Source organism: Plantibacter sp. CFBP 13570 (genome assembly GCF_014841395.1).
GTDB classification, from domain to species: Bacteria; Actinomycetota; Actinomycetes; order Actinomycetales; family Microbacteriaceae; genus Plantibacter; species Plantibacter auratus.
On sequence record NZ_JACYTW010000015.1, the window covers coordinates 22016 to 38710 of the forward strand.

The following is a 16695-nucleotide window of genomic DNA, read 5'->3' on the forward strand; positions in this document are numbered from 1 at the left end:
CTGTGGAAACGGCGCTACGTCTGCATGAGCGAGCCTCACGCAATGGGTGGGTACCCGGTCGAGTCGCGTCCCGACCAATATCGAACAAGATGTGCGCCGCCGAACAACGGCGATCTTCGCTACGATACTTCAAAGAGTGACGTAAGACGCTTCGACGAACACTTAGGACGATTTTGCCAAAGACGCCAGACAATCAAGCGCTCGACGCATTCAGGGACGCAGCGCAATCCCTCAAGCTGTATCGCCGCGCGGAGCTCATTGGGGACAACGGAGCCGAGCTGATCGAGGCTTTGTATGTCGATCCTCTGCCAAATGAGCACGTCCTGCAAACGATGCTCAAGCCAAATACCACTTTTCTGGTGGGCCGCAAGGGCACGGGGAAATCGACGGTCTTTCAACGAGCGCAATACGAGCTAAGAAAGCGGTCAGATGTAGCGACGGCCTACGTCGACATTAAGAGTGTCTTTGAGTCTTCGCGAGTCGATGGAGCCGCCCTCGCGTCTGCCGAATCCTTCCAGGGCGTGCTTTCCCAGGATGCTCTGGAACGATTCTTGCTGAATCGGCAGTTCGTTTCGACAATTATCGGATCGATTCGCGAAGAGATTGAGAAGCGAGTCAAGACCAAGCTTTGGGAACGCGTAAAACTCAAGTTTGGCGGAACCATGGGCGAGCTTTTTCGAGGACTCGATAAACTCACCGCAGAAGCAGCAACTGTCCGATATGAAAGCATCGTCGGAGCCTACGTTCAGTCGAAGCGATCCAGAGCCGAAGGCGTCAATTCCCACGAGTCAAATCTGCACATAGGGGCTCAAGCTGCGGCATCCGTTAGCCCCCAAGCAGACCTGGAGGCATCTCTATCTTCAACAAAATCCAGAACTAGCACGAAGGAAGAGGAGTTCGAGCAAGCAGATATCCTCATGCGTGTTTTCGACTTGCGCGAGTACATCACTGAGCTAAAGAAGATTCTCGAGTTGTGTGGAATCAAACACCTTTACGTGTTTCTGGACGATTTCTCCGAGCTGCCGGAGCCAGCCATGCGAGTCGTTGTGGATGCACTGATTGCTCCCTTGAACAACTGGTCAGACGAGTTGATCAAATTCAAAATAGCTGCGTATCCGACGCGTATATACTACGGCGAGATTGACAAGACTAAGACCGACGAGATTAACCTGGACCTCTTCAATCTCTACGGCACCTCCGACCTAGTCGCCATGGAGGAGAAAGCTGTCGACTTCACTAGGCGCCTCATTCTGCGGCGACTCGAGCATTTCGGAGCAGTGCCCGCTGGGCGGTATTTTGATGGGGCATCCGGAGATGAACTCTGGCGCCAGCTCTTCTTTGCAACAATGGCAAATCCTCGAAACCTCGGTTGGCTTCTGTACTTTGCGTACGAATCGGCCCTTCTCTACGGGAAGATCATCGGCTCTGGCGTTATACGAGATGCCGCCCGCCGTTACTATGAGGAGAAGATTGCAGCGGCATTTGAGATGAATAAGTTTCTCAATGAGAGCTTTGAAGAGAGGTCTTCGATATTCAGCTTGAAAGACCTTTTGGACAGCCTTGTCGCGAAAGCCCGCAGTCTCCGAAATAGCGATGTGAGCATCTTGCGTGAGCTGGAAGGACGAGCTCCGTCTAGTCACTTCCACATTAGCGTGGACCGAGAGAGTTTGCTTAATAGCCTGGAGTTGAATTTCTTCGTAACGAAGTACTATGTCATGAGCGACCGTGATGGAAATAAGGTCGCAGTTTACTCGTTGAACTATGGATTGTGCCAGGCTAGGACTATCGAGTTTGGTCGCCCTCGTGGCACAAGAGAGAAGCGCTACAGGCAGTATTATGCCGAACGCGTTTTTGACTACACGCCGCTGCTAGACGCTTACGTGCGAACGAATCAAGAAATCACCTGTGATAGTTGCGGCGCCCGCCAGGATGTCGAACAGCTGAGTGCCCTTCGCGCCTACGGAATGCTCTGCCCCGTTTGCCGCGTTGGCACGTGCACCGTAATAAACCTGTCCCGAAAGTACGAGACAGTGCTGCGCTCAGTCTCGGACTCATCTTTGCTTCCGGCGGTGGAGCTGGGTATATTGCAAGCCCTGGACTCCGAAGGCCGGCCGTTGAATCCCAGCGATGTCGCAGAGGAGTTGGATTGCTCTTATCAACTTGTCGGAAGAAGAGCAAAAAACCTTGACGAACGTGGCCTAATCCAGCGCAATCAAGATGCAAGCAGTCGTCGCGTCTACGTCCCCACGGATTTGGCGCGGTCCGTCTACTTCAATGCGGCCGGAGAAACAGACTAGTCATGTAGTCCGGAGCCGGCCGAGGACAAAGTGAGGCCGCCACGAAGCCGACTGCGAGCGGGCGCGGCTGGCTGACTCGTTTCCTGCGCATGCTTGGGTGCTCGAGCAACTTCATAGAGGCGGAGAAGGCCATAACTACCCGATGTTCAATTGGCAGCTCCTCCCTGTCCGACATCGGGAGCGGAGGAGCTGCCCGCGAGCAGTTCGCCGCCCGTCGCGCTCTGTCGGCACGTGTGCGCTCTACACATGGCGGCAAAGCGCCGAAGTGTCCGACCGACCACAGGTCAGTTCACGACATCGGGGTCAAGTCAGCGAGAAGATTAAAGTCAGTTAGTGTCAGCCCCATGAACGCGGACGACGCTTGTGACTTCTGCACGAACATCACTGAGGGCACGTTCGACGTGGTCGCTCGGGGAACCGGTGTCATCGCTGTCCTCGACCGGCACCCGATCAATCGTGGCCATGTGCTCGTCCTGCCGACGCGCCACGCGGCGGATCTCGCGGCACTTCATCCCACGGAGATCAGCGAGATGGCCGTCGTCGCGCAGCGCGCGGATCGAGCGATTCGAAAGGTCTTCGGAGATGCCGTCGAAGGGACGAATCTGCTGATGTCGAACGGCGCGGCTGCGGACCAGGGCGTCCCCCATGCCCACCTCCACGTCATTCCGCGTGCCACCGGTGACGGCTATGAGTTCCGTGAGGACGCGAGCCGTTATCCACTCGTCCAGCTGGACGCAGCTGAACGCGCCGCCCTGAGCACGGAACTCGACTCGCCGGGCTGACGCACTGAGTTGAGTCGAACGGTCGCACGCTCGCCGCTCATGCGACGATCTGCCTCACTTCGCGGGCTCGATGCCGCACGCACTTCCCTATGCTGGCTGGATGATGAGCCCGGTCGGCTACACCTCGTTCACCGGATCCGCACCCGACGAGGTGTGGGGTGAGGTGACGCAGCTGTTCGTCGCGGCGTTCACCGCCGAGCCCTACAACGAGGACGCGATCGACCTCGCGACCATCCGGCAGTGGGGCCCGGAGCATCTCGGCCACCGCGGCGGACGCCTCGTCATCGCCACGGTCGACGGCCGGGTCGTGGGCTTCGTGCTCGCCCACGGCCTCGACGCCGACCCGGCCTGGCTCGGCATCCTGGCGCAGCTGGCCGACTCCAGCAGCACCGCGTCGGCTGCCCTCGCGCGTCCGGCGGACGCCGTCGTCGTCCACGAACTCGCCGTCGCTGAGGATCAGCGCGGACGTGGGATCGCCCGCGGCTGCCTGGCCGCCGTCCTGCAGGACCGATCCGAGACGCAGACGGTCATCGGCGTCTACGAGCGCGCGACCGAGGCGGCAGCGATGTACCACCGCTGGGGGCTCAGCGAGCTCGGCCGTGTACCGATGCCCGGCGACGCGATCGCCCTCCGCGTCCTGACCGCGCCCACGACCGAGCTGGTTTCGCGCCTGCGACCCACCAACCCCGAGTCGGCACGGATGATCCGGCGGACGCTCTGGCTCAGCCCCTGGGAGTGGGATTGTTGCGGCGGGCCGTTGGAAACCGGCCAACGGGCGACCTTCTCCGTCTGGCCCGTCGACGATGGACAGCGGACCTGGCTGACCGAGGCGATCGGGGCGGATCTGACGGCGCGGATCGACGGTGTCGAGATGCACCACGAGGAGGACGCCGCACCGGAGCGGCTGACGGGCAGGCTGGCGAAGCTGTCGAAGGTGTCGATACCCTCGCGCCGCATCCACACCAAGCGACCACCGCTACCGCCCGGAGTCTCTTCCGCCCCGGCTCGCTTCTTCGGCTCGCCAGACAGCGCGTGGTTCGCGGAGATGCGACCCTCCGCGTACGTCACCCACCACGAGACCGTCCCCGGCCCGCCCGTCGTCGAGGAGACACCGCGGATCCCACTCACGCGCGGCATCGATCACCCCGACGCCCAAGCAGGGGCGCAGGCAGCGGCAGCGGCAGCGCGCGCAGCGGCGCAGGCGGCACAAGCTGCCGCTCGGGCCGCGCAGACGACCGGCCCGCCACCACCGGGCGAGGTCGAACCCCGACTGGTCGGCTATCTCGTCGAACTCGATGTCGACGTCCCGGACACGGAGGTGGGCGCATGACGCTGCGGACCCTCTGGCTCACCCGCTGGGAGTGGCGCTGCTGCGGCGGCCCCTTGGCGACCGGGCAGCAGGCGACCCTGTCCGTCTGGCCCGTCGACGACGGACAGCGGACCTGGCTGATCGATGAGATCGGGGCCGATCTCGCGGCGCGGATCGACGGTGTCGAGAGGCACCACGAGGAGGACCCCGCTCCGGAGTGCTTGACGGGCACGCTGTCGAGGCTGTCGACGGTGTCCGTGCTCTCGCGCCTCGTCTACACCGAACGCCCTCCGTTGCCACTCGGAGCCCTGCCTGCGGCGAGGCGACTGATCGGTCCCCCAGGCAGCGGCGTGTACATCGGCGTACCGCACTCCCCGTTCGTGACGCACCATGAAACTGTGCCAGGGCCGCCCATCGTGGAGGAGACGCCTCGGATTCCGCCCCGGCGCGGGGTCGAGGGCGCCGACGCCCGGTCGGCAGCACGAGCTCGGTCAGCAGCGCGAGCAGCGGAACAGGCGGCCGCGGACGCGGAAGCCGAAGCACATGCAGCGCGCGGGACCATCCCACCACCGGGCGAGGTCGAACTACGACTTGTCGGCTACCTTGTCGAGCTCGAACTGGACGTCGACTGAGCCGGACCGGCGTGGCTCAGTCCGCGCGGCGCAGGCCCAGCAGCGTCGCGTCGATCAGGCGTTCGGCGCGCTCCGGGGTCATCCGGTCCGACTGCTCCGCTGCTCGCGCGACCGCGATGCCGTCGAGCACCGCCAGCAGGAGTGCCGCATCGTCCGCGGCCAGGCCGTCTTCCGGGAACGCGGCGACGAGCAGCCGCAGGAGGACCTCCTCGGTGCGGGCCCAGTCAGCAGCGTGGATCGCGCGCACCTCGGTCTCGGTGCTCGCCCGAGCGGCGAAGGCGACCCAGACGATCCCGTCGGTCAGGTCGTCACCCTCGACACAGGCGATCTCACGACAGAAGATCCGAAGTCGTTCCTCTTCGGAGTTCACCGCCTCGAGCCGTGCTGCCACACGCCGACGGAACCGCTCGTTGACCTCGGTCATCGCCGCGACGACCAGTCGGTCCTTCGTCGGGAAGTGATGCTGGACCGCGCCGACGGAGACACCGGCCTCGCTCGCGACCGTGCGGATGGTCAGCGCATCGGCACCGCGCGACGCCATGATCCGCAGCAGTGCATCGAGGATCCGATCCCTGTTCGTGTCCTGCTCGGTCATCGCCTCCGCTTTCGCCATCGCCCACTCGACAGGGTACGGTCTTCACATGACCAATACGAGCGTATTGCCGCCATCATTGCCGACCTCCCGACGCATCGCCGCACTCGACGTGGTCCGCGGACTCGCGATCCTCGGCACGCTCGGCACGAACATCTGGGTGTTCTCGCACCCCTGGGGTCTGCTCGGGATGCTCTCGGCCCCGGTGACGCCGGAGACCGGCCCCGCCGCGGGCACGATCCAGCTCGCCCTCATGGCGCTCACGCAGGGTAAGTTCCTCGCCCTCCTGACCCTGATGTTCGGCGCGGGACTCGCGATCCAGCACGCCACTGCACGCCGACGCGAGCAGCGCTGGCCGGGCCGGTACCTGTGGCGCGCCACCCTGCTCCTCATCGACGGTGCGGTGAACTACGTCCTCATCGCGGAGTTCGACGTCCTCATGGGCTATGCGGTCACCGGCGCCATCGTCGCCTGGCTCCTGCTCACGAGGCCCCGCGCCCAGCGCGCCATGATCGCCGTCTTCGGCGCACTCCACGTCCTCCTCATCAGCGCGATCGTCGCGTTCATCGCCACGACGCCGGCGGTGTCGGGCGACCTCCCGCTCCCCGCCGGAGCGAGCCCGTACGCTACTGAATCGTTCCTCGGCCTGGCGATCTTCCGGCTCGACAACGTGGGGGTCTTCCGCGCGGAGCCCGTGCTGATCGGATTCCTCACGCTCGCGATGTTCCTCGCCGGCGCACACCTCTTCCAGGCCGGGGTCTTCGGTGAGACCGGTGGTCGACTCCGACGCCGCCTGATGATCATCGGTGCCTGCGCGCTGCCGGTCGACCTGCTGCTGGGCATCGCCGGAGGCACGGCGGGACTCCTCGCCGAACGCTACCTGGCCGCGCCGCTCGTGGCGCTCGGCATCCTCGGTGCCACCGTCGAGCTCTGTCGTCGCTTCGGCACCGACCGCTGGATCGCCTCGCGCCTGCGCGAGCTCGGCAAGGTCGCCTTGAGCGCGTACCTGCTCCAGAACCTCCTCGGCGGCGCGATCTTCTACGGCTGGGGCTTCGGCCTCGCCGAACTCACCGCCCCGTGGCGCGTCCCGGTCTCCGTCGCCGCGTTCGTCGTCATCGCCGCGCTCGTCACCGGCTTCGCCCACCTCTGGCTCCGGCGGTTCGCGCTCGGCCCCGTCGAGTGGCTCTGGAAACGCGGCGCGGAGCTCGGGACGAAGCAGCCGGAGGGCCGACCCTCGCTACGGTGAGACCATGACCACCGTGCACCTGACCGGCCAGTTGATCTGCGCGACACCGACCGATGTGGCGATCGTCGAGACCCATCTGCCGGAGCATGTCGCTCTCACCCGCGCCGAACCGGGGTGCGTGTCGTTCGAGGTGACGCCGACGGACGACCCGCTCGTCTGGGACGTCGCCGAGGTCTTCGAGGACGACGAGTCGTTCGCGGCACACCAGGCCCGCGTCGCCGCGAGCGACTGGGGACGAGCGACGGCCGGTATCGAGCGCCGCTACCGGGTCACGCGGTCTCAGGACGTCCTGCAGGTCAGCGACGACGACCTCGCCGACCTCCGCCGCAGACTCCGCGACACCCGCTGGCCTGACCGGTGGCCGACCGCCGGTTGGGAAGCCGGCACCAACCAGGACGAGCTGCGGCGGCTCGTCACGTACTGGGCGGACGACTTCGACTGGGCGGCACAGCAGCGGGACGTCAACGCCCTGCCGTGGCACCGGGCGGAGATCGATGGAGCCACCATCGCCTACCTCCGGTTCGACGCCGAGGCTCCAGGCGGGATCCCGATCGTCCTCACGAACGGCTGGCCGAGCACCGCCCTCGAACTGGTCGGACTCGCCAGACGCCTCGCGACGCCGTCCCACTACGGCGGAGACCCGGCGAGCGCCGTCACCGTCATCGTGCCCGCGCTGCCCGGCCTGCCGTTCTCGCCGCAACGGCCGACCTTCGGCGATCAGACGCACGAGCTGTGGCACACGCTCATGCACGATCACCTCGGCTTCGCCCGGTACGCCGCCCATGGAGGCGACCTCGGGGCCGGGATCACCTCTCGGCTCGCGCAGGCGCACCCCGAGGCGGTCGCCGGCATCCACCTCCTCGCGGTCGCCGCGCCGCTCGAGGTCGACGCCGAGACGCTCACCGAGGAGGAGCAGGCGCATCTCGCCCGGGTCGAGGCCTGGGACGCCGAGGAGGGCGCGTATGAGCATCAGCACCACACGCGTCCGCTCACGCTCGCTCCCGCACTGTCCGACTCCCCTGTCGGCCTGCTCTCGTGGATCCTCGAGAAGCATCGGGCCTGGAGCGATTGCGGCGGCGACGTGTCGTCCCGGTTCAGCGACGACTACCTCGCGACACTCGCCTCCGTCTACTGGTTCACGAACGCGATCGGCACCTCGCTCCGCCCGTACTACGAGTCCGCGACCGGGATCACGACGCGTGTCGACCGGGTCGAGGTGCCGACCGCGGTCGCGCTCTTCCCGCACGACCTGGCGAGCCCGCCGCGCAGCTGGGCCGAGCGGAGCTACGACGTGCGACGGTTCACGACCATGCCCCGAGGCGGCCATTTCGCTCCACACGAGCAACCGGAACTCCTCGCGGACGACATCCGCGCGTTCCTGACGACGCTGTGACCGACGGTCCACGGACGGCACGTCCCGAGTCGCCCGTCGTCGTCCGCACGGCCTACTCGGGCCGAGCCGTCGAGTACGCCGACCTCCTCGGCTCGATGGCCTCGGTTCACCCCTCGGACCTCCAGCTCGTGACCTCCTGGGCCGATCGCATCGACGGGCGGGCACTCGACGCGGGCTGCGGCCCAGGGCACTGGACGGCCTACCTCGCCTCGCGCGGCCTCGACGTGCGCGGCATCGACCTGGTCCCGGAGTTCATCGAGCACGCCCGGACCCACCACCCTGGGGCCCGGTTCGACCTCGGGACCCTCGACGCCCTCGACGCCGAGACCGGATCGGTGGGTGGCGTGCTCGCCTGGTACTCACTCATCCACCACCATCCCGACACGATCGGCGTCCCGCTCACGGAATTCGCTCGCGTGCTCCGGACGGGCGGCGAACTGCTGATCGGCTGCTTCGTCGGGGCATCGGTCGAAGCGTTCGACCATGCCGTGATGACGGCCTATCGCTGGCCGGTCATGGAGCTGGCCGAGCGGGTGCGCCGGGCGGGATTCGACATCGTCGAGACACACGCCAGGACGAGCCTCGACCAGCGACCACACGGAGCGATCCTCGCCCGGCGAGCCGACGCGGTGAGGTGAGGTGGTTCGTCGCCCGGCCCGAGGCTGAGCGACGATCCGCCGCAACTCACTGCCGCTGCATTTCCAGAGTATGCCGGGCACCGGGGCTTGCCGCAAGACCCCCTCCGGCCTCCAGAATGGGTGGCCGCGGTCGCCTCCGACCGCGAGAACGGGGTCCTCATGCATGACGTCATCATCAGCGGTGGCGGCCCGACCGGCATGATGCTGGCAGCCGAACTCCGGCTCCACGGCGTCGACGTCCTCGTCCTCGAGCGGGACGCCGAGCCGAGCCCTGCCGTGCGGTCGTTGGGCCTCCACCCGCGGAGCATCGAGATCCTCGACCAGCGCGGCATCCTCGACCGGTTCCTCGCCGAGGGCACGCGGTACCCGGGCGCCGCCGGTCACTTCGCCGGGATCGTCCCGCCGCGACCCGCACCGCTCGACACCGCGCATGACTACGTCCTCGGTCTCCCGCAGCCGGTCACCGATCGGCTGTTGACCGAACGCGCGCTCGAGCTCGGTGCCGAGTTGCGTCGCGGGAACGGACTCGTCGGCCTCGAACAGGACGATGACGGCGTCACCGTCGAGCTGGACGACGGTGAGCGCCTGGGGGCACGGTGGCTCGTCGGATGCGACGGCGGGCGGAGCACCGTCCGGAAGATCCTCGGCATCGGCTTCCCAGGCGAGCCCGCGCAGACCGAGTGGATGCTCGGGGAGATCCAGGTCACCCTCCCGGCCGACGAGGTCGCCGCCATCGCAGAGGAGGTCCGGAAGACGCACCGTGGCTTCGGCATCGGACCGGTGTCCGACGGCTTCTTCCGCGCGGTGGCGCCCGCCGACGCCCCCGCCGACGAACGCCTGGCGACTCCAACGATCCAGGAGTTCCGGGCCCGGCTCGAGCGCTTCGCCGGGACCGACTTCGGCGCACATTCCCCGCGCTGGCTGTCGCGCTTCACCGATGCGACGAGACTCGCCGAGCACTACCGGGTCGGCCGGGTGCTCATCGCCGGCGACGCCGCCCACGTGCACCCGCCCCTCGGCGGGCAGGGCCTCAACCTCGGGATCCAGGACGCGTTCAACCTCGGATGGAAGCTGGCCGCCGAGCTCGCCGGCTGGGCACCGGCCGACCTCCTCGACACCTACGCGACGGAGCGCCGCCCGGTCGCCGACGACGTCCTCACGCTCACCCGAGCGCAGAGCGTCCTCCTGTCCCCCGACCCCGGCCCGCAGGCGGTGCGTCGGCTGTTCTCGGAGCTGATGCGGTTCGACGACGTGGCCCGCTTCCTGGGCGAGCGGATCGCGTCCACCGGCGTCCGATACGACGTCGGAGGTCCCGGCGCAGCGGTGGACAGCGGCTCGGACGAGGGGTCGCTGCTCGGTCGACGGCTCCACGACCTCCCCCTGGTCGACGGCGGGCGCTTGTTCACCCTCCTCCACGAGGGTCGCGGACTCCTGCTCGACCAGACCGGGACCCACGGGCTGTCCGGCTGGGCGGACCGCGTCGACCGGGTCGCCACCACGACCCCGGAGCTCGCGGCCACGGCGGCGCTCCTGCGCCCGGATGGCCACGTGGTCTGGCTGGCCGACGGGCGGGAACCACTCGAACCGGCCCTCCGGCGCTGGTTCGGCGAGCCGACACGGTGAGGTGAGGCGGTTCGTCGCCCGGCCCGAGGCTGAGCGACGATCCGCCGCAACTCAGCGAGCGCTCAGTCGTGGTCGATGGAGGCGACCGCGTCGGCCACCTGCGACTTCCCCTCGGCCACGCGGTCGTCGTCGTCGGTGACGATCCCGATCGTCTCCTCGATCCGACCTCCGACGGCCTGGATGATGGCCGCGGGCTGCGGTGCCTCCGGTTCCTTGTCGTCGCTCCCGTCCGAGTCCTCGGGGTAGACCCGGAGTCGGTCGTCGTCGCCGTCCGCCACCGTGCGCCTGGCGTGGTCGACGCAGAGCTTCGCGACCTCCTCGGCGTGCGCGTACATGACGGAGTGCGCTGCGCCGGGGATCTCCCAGAGGCGTGAGGAGGGCAGGAGTTCTCCGACCCGCTCCACCCACTCGCGCGGTGCGACGGCGTCGTACTCGCCACGGATGACGAGCGTGTGCGCCTGCACCTTCGGCAGGGCCTCCTCGATCGGGTAGGTCAGCATCTCCGGCAGGACCCGCGAGAACCACTTGAAGCCGCAGAAGACGTACGCGCTGACGGCGAGGACCTTCACGGTGAGCGGTTCGTGCCAGCTCGACTGCAGGAAGCGGACCGCCTGGGTGAGCACCCGGCGCTGACCCGGCACGACGACCGGGCCGATGAGGATGAGAGTCGACAGCTCGGGGCGCCGGGAGACGAGGTCGCTGACCACCTGGCTGCCCATCGAGTGGCCGACGATGATCGGGTCCTTCAGATCGAGCTCGTCGATGACCCGACCGACGAGGTCCGCGTACTCGCGGATCGTGAGCGTCGACGAGGGGTGCGGCACCCCGCCGAAGCCGGGGAGGTCGAGCGCGTGCACCGGCCCGAACTCGTTGAGGTGCGGCGCGAGGCGCTCGAAGTACGTGGACGAGACACCGATGCCGGGGATGAGGATGAAGGAGCGATCGCCGCTGGATCCCACGGAGTTGACCCGGACGTAGACATCGCCGTCGTAGACGCGATCGACCCGCACACTCCGCTTGCGACGCTTGCGTTCGATCCTCGACATGCCCCCAGCGTACAAGCGGCCGGCGTCTGCACCGCCGGAGCTGTCAACCATGCGGGATTCGGATCGGCGAGCGCGATGATGGAGGCGACCGGAGCGGCAATCCCACGCTCCCTGAGAGGTGGCACCACGATGACCGTTCCCCGCGTCCTGATCTCCGGAGCCAGCATCGCCGGCCCCGGCCTGGCGTTCTGGCTGAACCGCTACGGCTGGGAGACGACGGTCGTCGAGCGCGCGCCGGCGTTCCGCGACGGCGGCCAGAACATCGACGTGCGGGGCGCTGCTCGCGAGGTCCTGCGACGCGCGGGCCTCGAGGACGCGGCACGCGAGGCGACCACCGGCGAGCGCGGCACCCGGTTCGTCGGTGACGCCGGTGAGACGATCGCCGAGTTCCCGGTGTCGGACTCCGAGACCGACGGCGCGACCGCCGAGGTCGAGATCCTCCGTGGCGACCTGGCCCGCATCTTCATCGACGCGACGGACAGCACCACCAGCTATCGGTACGGCGACCACATCACCGGGCTCGACGACGACGGTGAACGGGTCCTCGTGTCCTTCGCACATGGCGAGGATGAGGCGTTCGACCTCGTGATCGCGGCGGACGGCATCCGATCGTCGACGCGTGAGCTGGCCTTCCCCGGCGAGGCGGTGACCCGGTCCCTCGGGCTCGAGATGACGTACCTCACCATTCCGCGCGACGACGCCGACGTACCGTGGTGGCAGTGGTACTCGGGCGTCGGCGGCCGCAGCGTCACGCTCCGACCCGACCGGCACGGCACCACCCGTGCCGTCCTCACGGAGGTCACGTCCGACCGCGGCGACGGCGTCGTCCCCGCGCGCCGCGACCTCGACGCACAGCGACGGCATCTCAGGAACCGGTTCGTCGGACTCCCCTGGCAGGCGAACCGGATCCTCGAGCATCTCGACGACAGCGACGACGTCTACTACGAGTCCATCGGCCAGGTCCGGACGCCCCGCTGGGCATCCGGACGGGTCGCACTGCTCGGTGACGCGGCCTGGTGCGCGTCGCCCGTCAGCGGCATGGGGACGAGCCTGTCGATCGTCGGCGCCTACGTGCTGGCCGGTGAGCTGGCGGCGCACGTGCACCACCGGGACGCCTTCCGCGGGTACGAACGGATCATGCGCCCCTACGTCGAGCAGGCCCAGTCGCTGCCGCCGGGTGCGCCGCAGCTCGCCAACCCGACCTCGAAAGCCGGCGTCGCGGCGTTCCGCACCGCACTCCGCGTGGCCGGGTCGAAGCCGGCGAAGCTCGTCGGTGCGCAGTTGTTCTCCCCGCCGGCCGACAAGATCGACCTGCCCGAGTACGAGCACCTGGCATGACGACCTCCACCGGCAAGCCCGCTGCGATCTCCGTGACCGCACCGGCACTGTCCGGCCCGGTGGTCGCCGCGCAGGAGTGGCGGGACCTGGCGTTCGTCCACTGGCGCGTCCCGGCGAGCGCCGTCGCGCCACTGCTCCCGCCCGGGGTGGTCCCCGACGTCTTCGACGGTTCCACCTGGGTCGGGCTGATCGCCTTCCAGTTGGGCGACGCCCGCATCGGTCCGCTGCCGCCGTCGCCCATCGGCGGCTCCTTCACCGAGGTGAACGTCCGGTTGTACGGGGTCGACAGCGAGGGGCGTCGCGGCGTCGTGTTCCGGTCGCTGGAGGCGTCGAGCCTGCCGGCGGTCCTCGCGGCTCGCGCGATGTTCGGCCTGCCCTACCAGTGGGCGCGGACCGCGCAGCGACCGACGGACGACGGCTGGGAGTACGCGTCGCGGCGGATCACGACGTCGCCGACGACACGAGGTCCGGGCTTCCAGCTCGGCGTCGATGTCGACCGCGCGACGACCGTCGACGACGAGCTGTCGCAGTTCCTGACGGCGCGGTGGGGGCTCTTCCAGAGCCGCTTCGGTCGGACGCAGTGGTTGCCGAACGAGCACGAACCCTGGGTGCTCCACCCGGCGCGCGTCACCTCGTTGCGCGACGAGCTCTGCGCGGCGGCGGGCCTCCCGGGTGTCGTCGAGCACGAGCCCGACTCGGTGCTCTTCAGCCCCGGCGTGACCGCCCGATTCGGCATCGGCTCGTTCCTCGCCCGCTGAGTGGCGGATCAGTCCGCTGCAGCGACCGCGGCGAGCACGGCGGGATCCTCACAGCCGCGCGCGAAGCCTCGGATGCGGCGGTCGATGTCGCGCTGCAGGACGATCGCACCGATGCGCTCGGCGATCGGCGCCAGCCACCGCGGCTTGCACGTGAAGTTGTAGCGCCAGACGGCGAGGGTGCGCTGGTCGTCGCCCTCCACCGGGCTGAAGCGCCAGCCGCCGGCGAGCCGCTCGAAGAACCATGAGCCCTTCGTCATCTTCATACCGACGTTGGTCGGCGGGTGGTACGACACGTACTCGCTGACCATCCGGAACCCGAACCGCTGGACGGTGAAGGTGCGGACGCCCTTGGCGGCCTCCTTCGCGCCGTCGAGGAAGTACTGCCTCCGGATGAACGGATCCCAGCGCATCCGGGTCTCGCCGGTGGTCTGGGAGATCGCGAACGCGACGTCGGGCGGGACGGGCACGGTGCAGCGGGATTCGACGACGGGCATGCCCCATCCTGACACGGGTGCTTGACGGGCGTCACTTGTTCGTGTTCAATCAGTCACATGAGCCGATCGACCGCCGAGGACCAACGCGTCCGCACCATCGCGAGTGCGGTGGAGGTCTTCTCGATCGCCGGTTACCGCGCCACCCCCGTCGCGGACGTCGCTGCTGCGGCCAAGATCTCCCCCGCCTACGTCTTCCGCCTGTTCGACGGCAAACTCGGCCTCTTCGTCGCCGCGGTCGAGCACTGCTACGAGCAGGTCGCGAACGCGATGTCCGCGGCCGTCGAGGACCACCCGGAGTGGAGCCCGGACGACAAGCTCGACGCGATGACCCAGGCGTACATCGAGCTCATCCGCGACCGCAGTCTCATCGCCCTCCAGGTGCACGCACAGAGCGCCTGCGACGTCCCCGAGATCCAGGAGGCGGTCCGCTCCGGGCTCGCACTCGTGGTGCGCGTCATGTCCCGTGACTCCGGGGCGGACGCCGGCGCCGTCCAGCGCAGTCTCGCCTACGGGCAGCTCTGTCACCTCGTCGTACAGGCGGGCCTCGGCGACGTCGACGCCGACTGGGCGCGCGTCGTCGACCACGGCATCCGGCACGACTGATCGACTCAGAGCCACCGACCGCACCTGCTGTTTTTCGTACCCACAGTTGTGACTGTTCAGTCACACACAACCATCACGAGATCGGAACACATCATGCACACCACACCATCCGCGACCACCACCCAGGCCGTCCTGCCGGGCCTCGTCGAGCCGTCCGGCCTCGAACTGGCCACCGTGCCGACGCCGACTCCCGACGCCGGCCAGCTTCTGGTCGAGATGGAGGCCACCGGGGTCTCCTTCGCCGAGCAGTCGATGCGCAAGGGCCGGTACTTCGGCCAGCCGGCGTTCCCGTTCGTCCCGGGATACGACCTCGTCGGACGGGTGCTCGAGGTCGGCACCGGAGGTGACGCGACCCTCATCGGCAAACGGGTCGCGACCCTGACCAAGACGGGCGCCTGGGCGACCCACGCCGTCGTGGCCGCGCGCGACAGCATCCTCGTGCCGGACGGGGTGAGCTCAGAGGACGCCGAGACGGTCGTCGTGAACGGCGTCACCGCGTGGCAGATGCTGCATCGCGCTGCGCGTGTCCAGCCGGGCCAGACCATCCTGTTGTTCGGTGCGAACGGGGGCGTCGGCGGAATCCTCATCCAGCTGGCGCGACTCCACGGCGTCCGGGTCATCGGTGCGGCGTCGCCCCGGCATCACGAGGCACTCCGCGCGGCGGGCGTCATCCCCGTCGACTACGCGGACCCCGAGCTCGGCGCACGGGTTCGCGAGCTGGCGCCGAACGGGGTCGACGCCGTCTTCGACAACGTCGGCGGCGAGACGACCCGCACGGCCTTCGGGCTCCTCGCCCGCGGCGGCACGCTCGTGACCTACTCGATCATCACCACGATGGGCGGCACGGGACCGCTGATGGCGCCGTTCCTGCTGGCGATCGGTCAGGCGCTGCTCTGGACGGCCCTCCCGAACGGCCGCAGCTCGACCTTCTACGACCTGTGGGCAGGCCACCGCCTCCGTCCCGCCAGGTTCCGCCGCCGCCTGGAGGCCGACCTCGGCGAGGTCTTCCGGCTCCTCGAGCACGGTGACATCACGGCCAACATCGCCGCGCGATTCCCCCTCACCGAGATCGTCGCCGCCATGGAACTCGCCGAGTCGCGGACGCTCAACGGGAAGGTGGTCCTGCACCCGTGAGTCGGGCCGCCGCTGAGGCGAGGCATTCGGTCGCCCGGAACACCGCCGGGCGACCAGGTGCCTCACCTCAGCGGCGGAGCGCGGCGGGCAGCACCCGGTCGACGAGCTTGAGCAGCACGGCGAAGACGATCGCGACCACGAGCACCATGAGCGCGTTCCGGACGGCACCGTCGAAGCCGAGCTGCGTCGCATCGAGGAAGGGGTAGGGGTACCAGCCGGTGATGCCGCCACGGATGAAGGTGAAGACCACCCAGGCGAGCGGCCAGAGGAACGCCCAGGCGACGGTGCTCCAGGTGAAGCGCGGACGCGGACCGAACACGAGCCAGGCACCGAGCGTGAGCCACGGGGACAGGTAGTGGAACCCGATCGTGATGACGAGCGCCCACCCCGTGAGGTTCACCTGCGGCGCCAGCACCACCGCGTACACGATGCCGGTGATGACGATGCTGAGCAGGGCGTCGAGCCGCGCTACCCGCCAGAGCCGACCGTCACGCAGGGGGTCGATCGCCAGCAGGACGGACACCGCGAGCACGATGAGGTTGCTGAGGATCGTGAACGCACTGAAGATGCGAGCGAAGCGGGTCGCCAGTCCGACGGACATGTCCACGCCACCCGAGCGGGCGTCGGCGCCGCCGGTGATGACGAGGACGATCTGGATGACGAGCGAGATCGCGATGATCACGGCGATCAGGAGGTACATCACGCGGCTGGCGGTGACGACGGCTGCGGACGGCGCGACCTGCGGGGGATGGACGGTGGTGCTCACCCGCCAACCCTAGCCAGCCCGCTGCACCCCACCTCCCTCAAGCC

General features: G+C 68.1%; 16 protein-coding genes. 12 read left to right on the top strand and 4 right to left on the bottom strand.

Translation table 11 applies throughout. The features are described from left to right. Positions 1-173 precede the first annotated feature (173 nt). The 4 genes from IFT89_RS07415 (at position 174) to IFT89_RS07430 (ending at position 5020) form a co-directional block, all read left to right on the top strand. Positions 174-2297, top strand: coding sequence for a methyltransferase family protein (locus IFT89_RS07415; RefSeq protein ID WP_202938632.1), 2124 nt, complete (start codon positions 174-176; stop codon positions 2295-2297). Between the two features lie 344 nt (positions 2298-2641). Then, entirely contained in the window at positions 2642-3079 is a 438-nt protein-coding gene (locus IFT89_RS07420) for an HIT family protein (RefSeq protein ID WP_202938633.1), read from the top strand. Positions 3080-3179: 100 nt separating this feature from the next. Further along, positions 3180-4409 carry a GNAT family N-acetyltransferase gene (locus tag IFT89_RS07425; RefSeq protein ID WP_202938634.1) on the top strand — a complete coding sequence of 410 codons (1230 nt, stop codon included), beginning with the start codon at positions 3180-3182 and terminating at the stop codon, positions 4407-4409. After that, positions 4406-5020: a DUF6578 domain-containing protein gene (locus tag IFT89_RS07430; RefSeq protein ID WP_202938635.1), complete on the top strand. Its 615-nt coding sequence runs from the start codon at positions 4406-4408 to the stop codon at positions 5018-5020. The genes IFT89_RS07425 and IFT89_RS07430 overlap by 4 nt, the downstream gene beginning before the upstream one ends. A gap of 16 nt (positions 5021-5036) precedes the next feature. On the opposite strand, the gene IFT89_RS07435 is transcribed toward IFT89_RS07430, so the two are convergent. Then, positions 5037-5615, bottom strand: coding sequence for a TetR/AcrR family transcriptional regulator (locus IFT89_RS07435; protein WP_202938636.1), 579 nt, complete (start codon positions 5613-5615; stop codon positions 5037-5039). Between the two features lie 46 nt (positions 5616-5661). Here IFT89_RS07435 and IFT89_RS07440 point away from each other — a divergent pair, with 46 nt between their 5' ends. The 4 genes from IFT89_RS07440 (at position 5662) to IFT89_RS07460 (ending at position 10512) form a co-directional block, all read left to right on the top strand. Continuing rightward, positions 5662-6858, top strand: coding sequence for a DUF418 domain-containing protein (locus tag IFT89_RS07440; protein ID WP_244650647.1), 1197 nt, complete (start codon positions 5662-5664; stop codon positions 6856-6858). A 4-nt stretch (positions 6859-6862) separates the two neighbouring features. Next, positions 6863-8251, top strand: coding sequence for an alpha/beta fold hydrolase (locus IFT89_RS07450; protein ID WP_244650648.1), 1389 nt, complete (start codon positions 6863-6865; stop codon positions 8249-8251). Next, on the top strand, positions 8248-8889 hold the full coding sequence (locus tag IFT89_RS07455) for a class I SAM-dependent methyltransferase (protein WP_307783472.1): 642 nt from the start codon (positions 8248-8250) through the stop codon (positions 8887-8889). Before IFT89_RS07450 ends, IFT89_RS07455 begins: the two co-directional genes overlap by 4 nt. Positions 8890-9048: 159 nt before the next feature. Further along, complete coding sequence (locus tag IFT89_RS07460) at positions 9049-10512, top strand: FAD-dependent monooxygenase (RefSeq protein WP_202938637.1); 1464 nt, start codon at positions 9049-9051, stop codon at positions 10510-10512. A 62-nt stretch (positions 10513-10574) separates the two neighbouring features. On the opposite strand, the gene IFT89_RS07465 is transcribed toward IFT89_RS07460, so the two are convergent. Continuing rightward, complete coding sequence (locus IFT89_RS07465; protein WP_202938638.1) at positions 10575-11558, bottom strand: alpha/beta fold hydrolase; 984 nt, start codon at positions 11556-11558, stop codon at positions 10575-10577. A gap of 129 nt (positions 11559-11687) precedes the next feature. Between IFT89_RS07465 and IFT89_RS07470 the strand changes: the two genes are divergently transcribed. Together IFT89_RS07470 and IFT89_RS07475 are read left to right on the top strand one after the other, a co-directional pair. Continuing rightward, positions 11688-12896, top strand: coding sequence for an FAD-dependent monooxygenase (locus tag IFT89_RS07470; protein WP_202938639.1), 1209 nt, complete (start codon positions 11688-11690; stop codon positions 12894-12896). Beyond that, the gene (locus tag IFT89_RS07475) at positions 12893-13654 is read left to right on the top strand and encodes a YqjF family protein (protein WP_202938640.1); all 762 of its coding nucleotides are present in this window, start codon (positions 12893-12895) and stop codon (positions 13652-13654) included. The genes IFT89_RS07470 and IFT89_RS07475 overlap by 4 nt, the downstream gene beginning before the upstream one ends. 8 nt (positions 13655-13662) lie before the next feature. Here the strand turns inward: IFT89_RS07475 and IFT89_RS07480 are convergent, their stop codons facing one another. Beyond that, on the bottom strand, positions 13663-14148 hold the full coding sequence (locus IFT89_RS07480) for an SRPBCC family protein (RefSeq protein WP_085512028.1): 486 nt from the start codon (positions 14146-14148) through the stop codon (positions 13663-13665). A 57-nt stretch (positions 14149-14205) separates the two neighbouring features. Here IFT89_RS07480 and IFT89_RS07485 point away from each other — a divergent pair, with 57 nt between their 5' ends. Together IFT89_RS07485 and IFT89_RS07490 are read left to right on the top strand one after the other, a co-directional pair. Then, complete coding sequence (locus IFT89_RS07485) at positions 14206-14751, top strand: TetR/AcrR family transcriptional regulator (RefSeq protein WP_079704875.1); 546 nt, start codon at positions 14206-14208, stop codon at positions 14749-14751. Between the two features lie 93 nt (positions 14752-14844). Next, positions 14845-15885, top strand: coding sequence for a medium chain dehydrogenase/reductase family protein (locus IFT89_RS07490; RefSeq protein ID WP_202938641.1), 1041 nt, complete (start codon positions 14845-14847; stop codon positions 15883-15885). A gap of 67 nt (positions 15886-15952) precedes the next feature. Here the strand turns inward: IFT89_RS07490 and IFT89_RS07495 are convergent, their stop codons facing one another. After that, on the bottom strand, positions 15953-16651 hold the full coding sequence (locus tag IFT89_RS07495; RefSeq protein WP_240043966.1) for a Pr6Pr family membrane protein: 699 nt from the start codon (positions 16649-16651) through the stop codon (positions 15953-15955). Positions 16652-16695 lie beyond the last annotated feature (44 nt).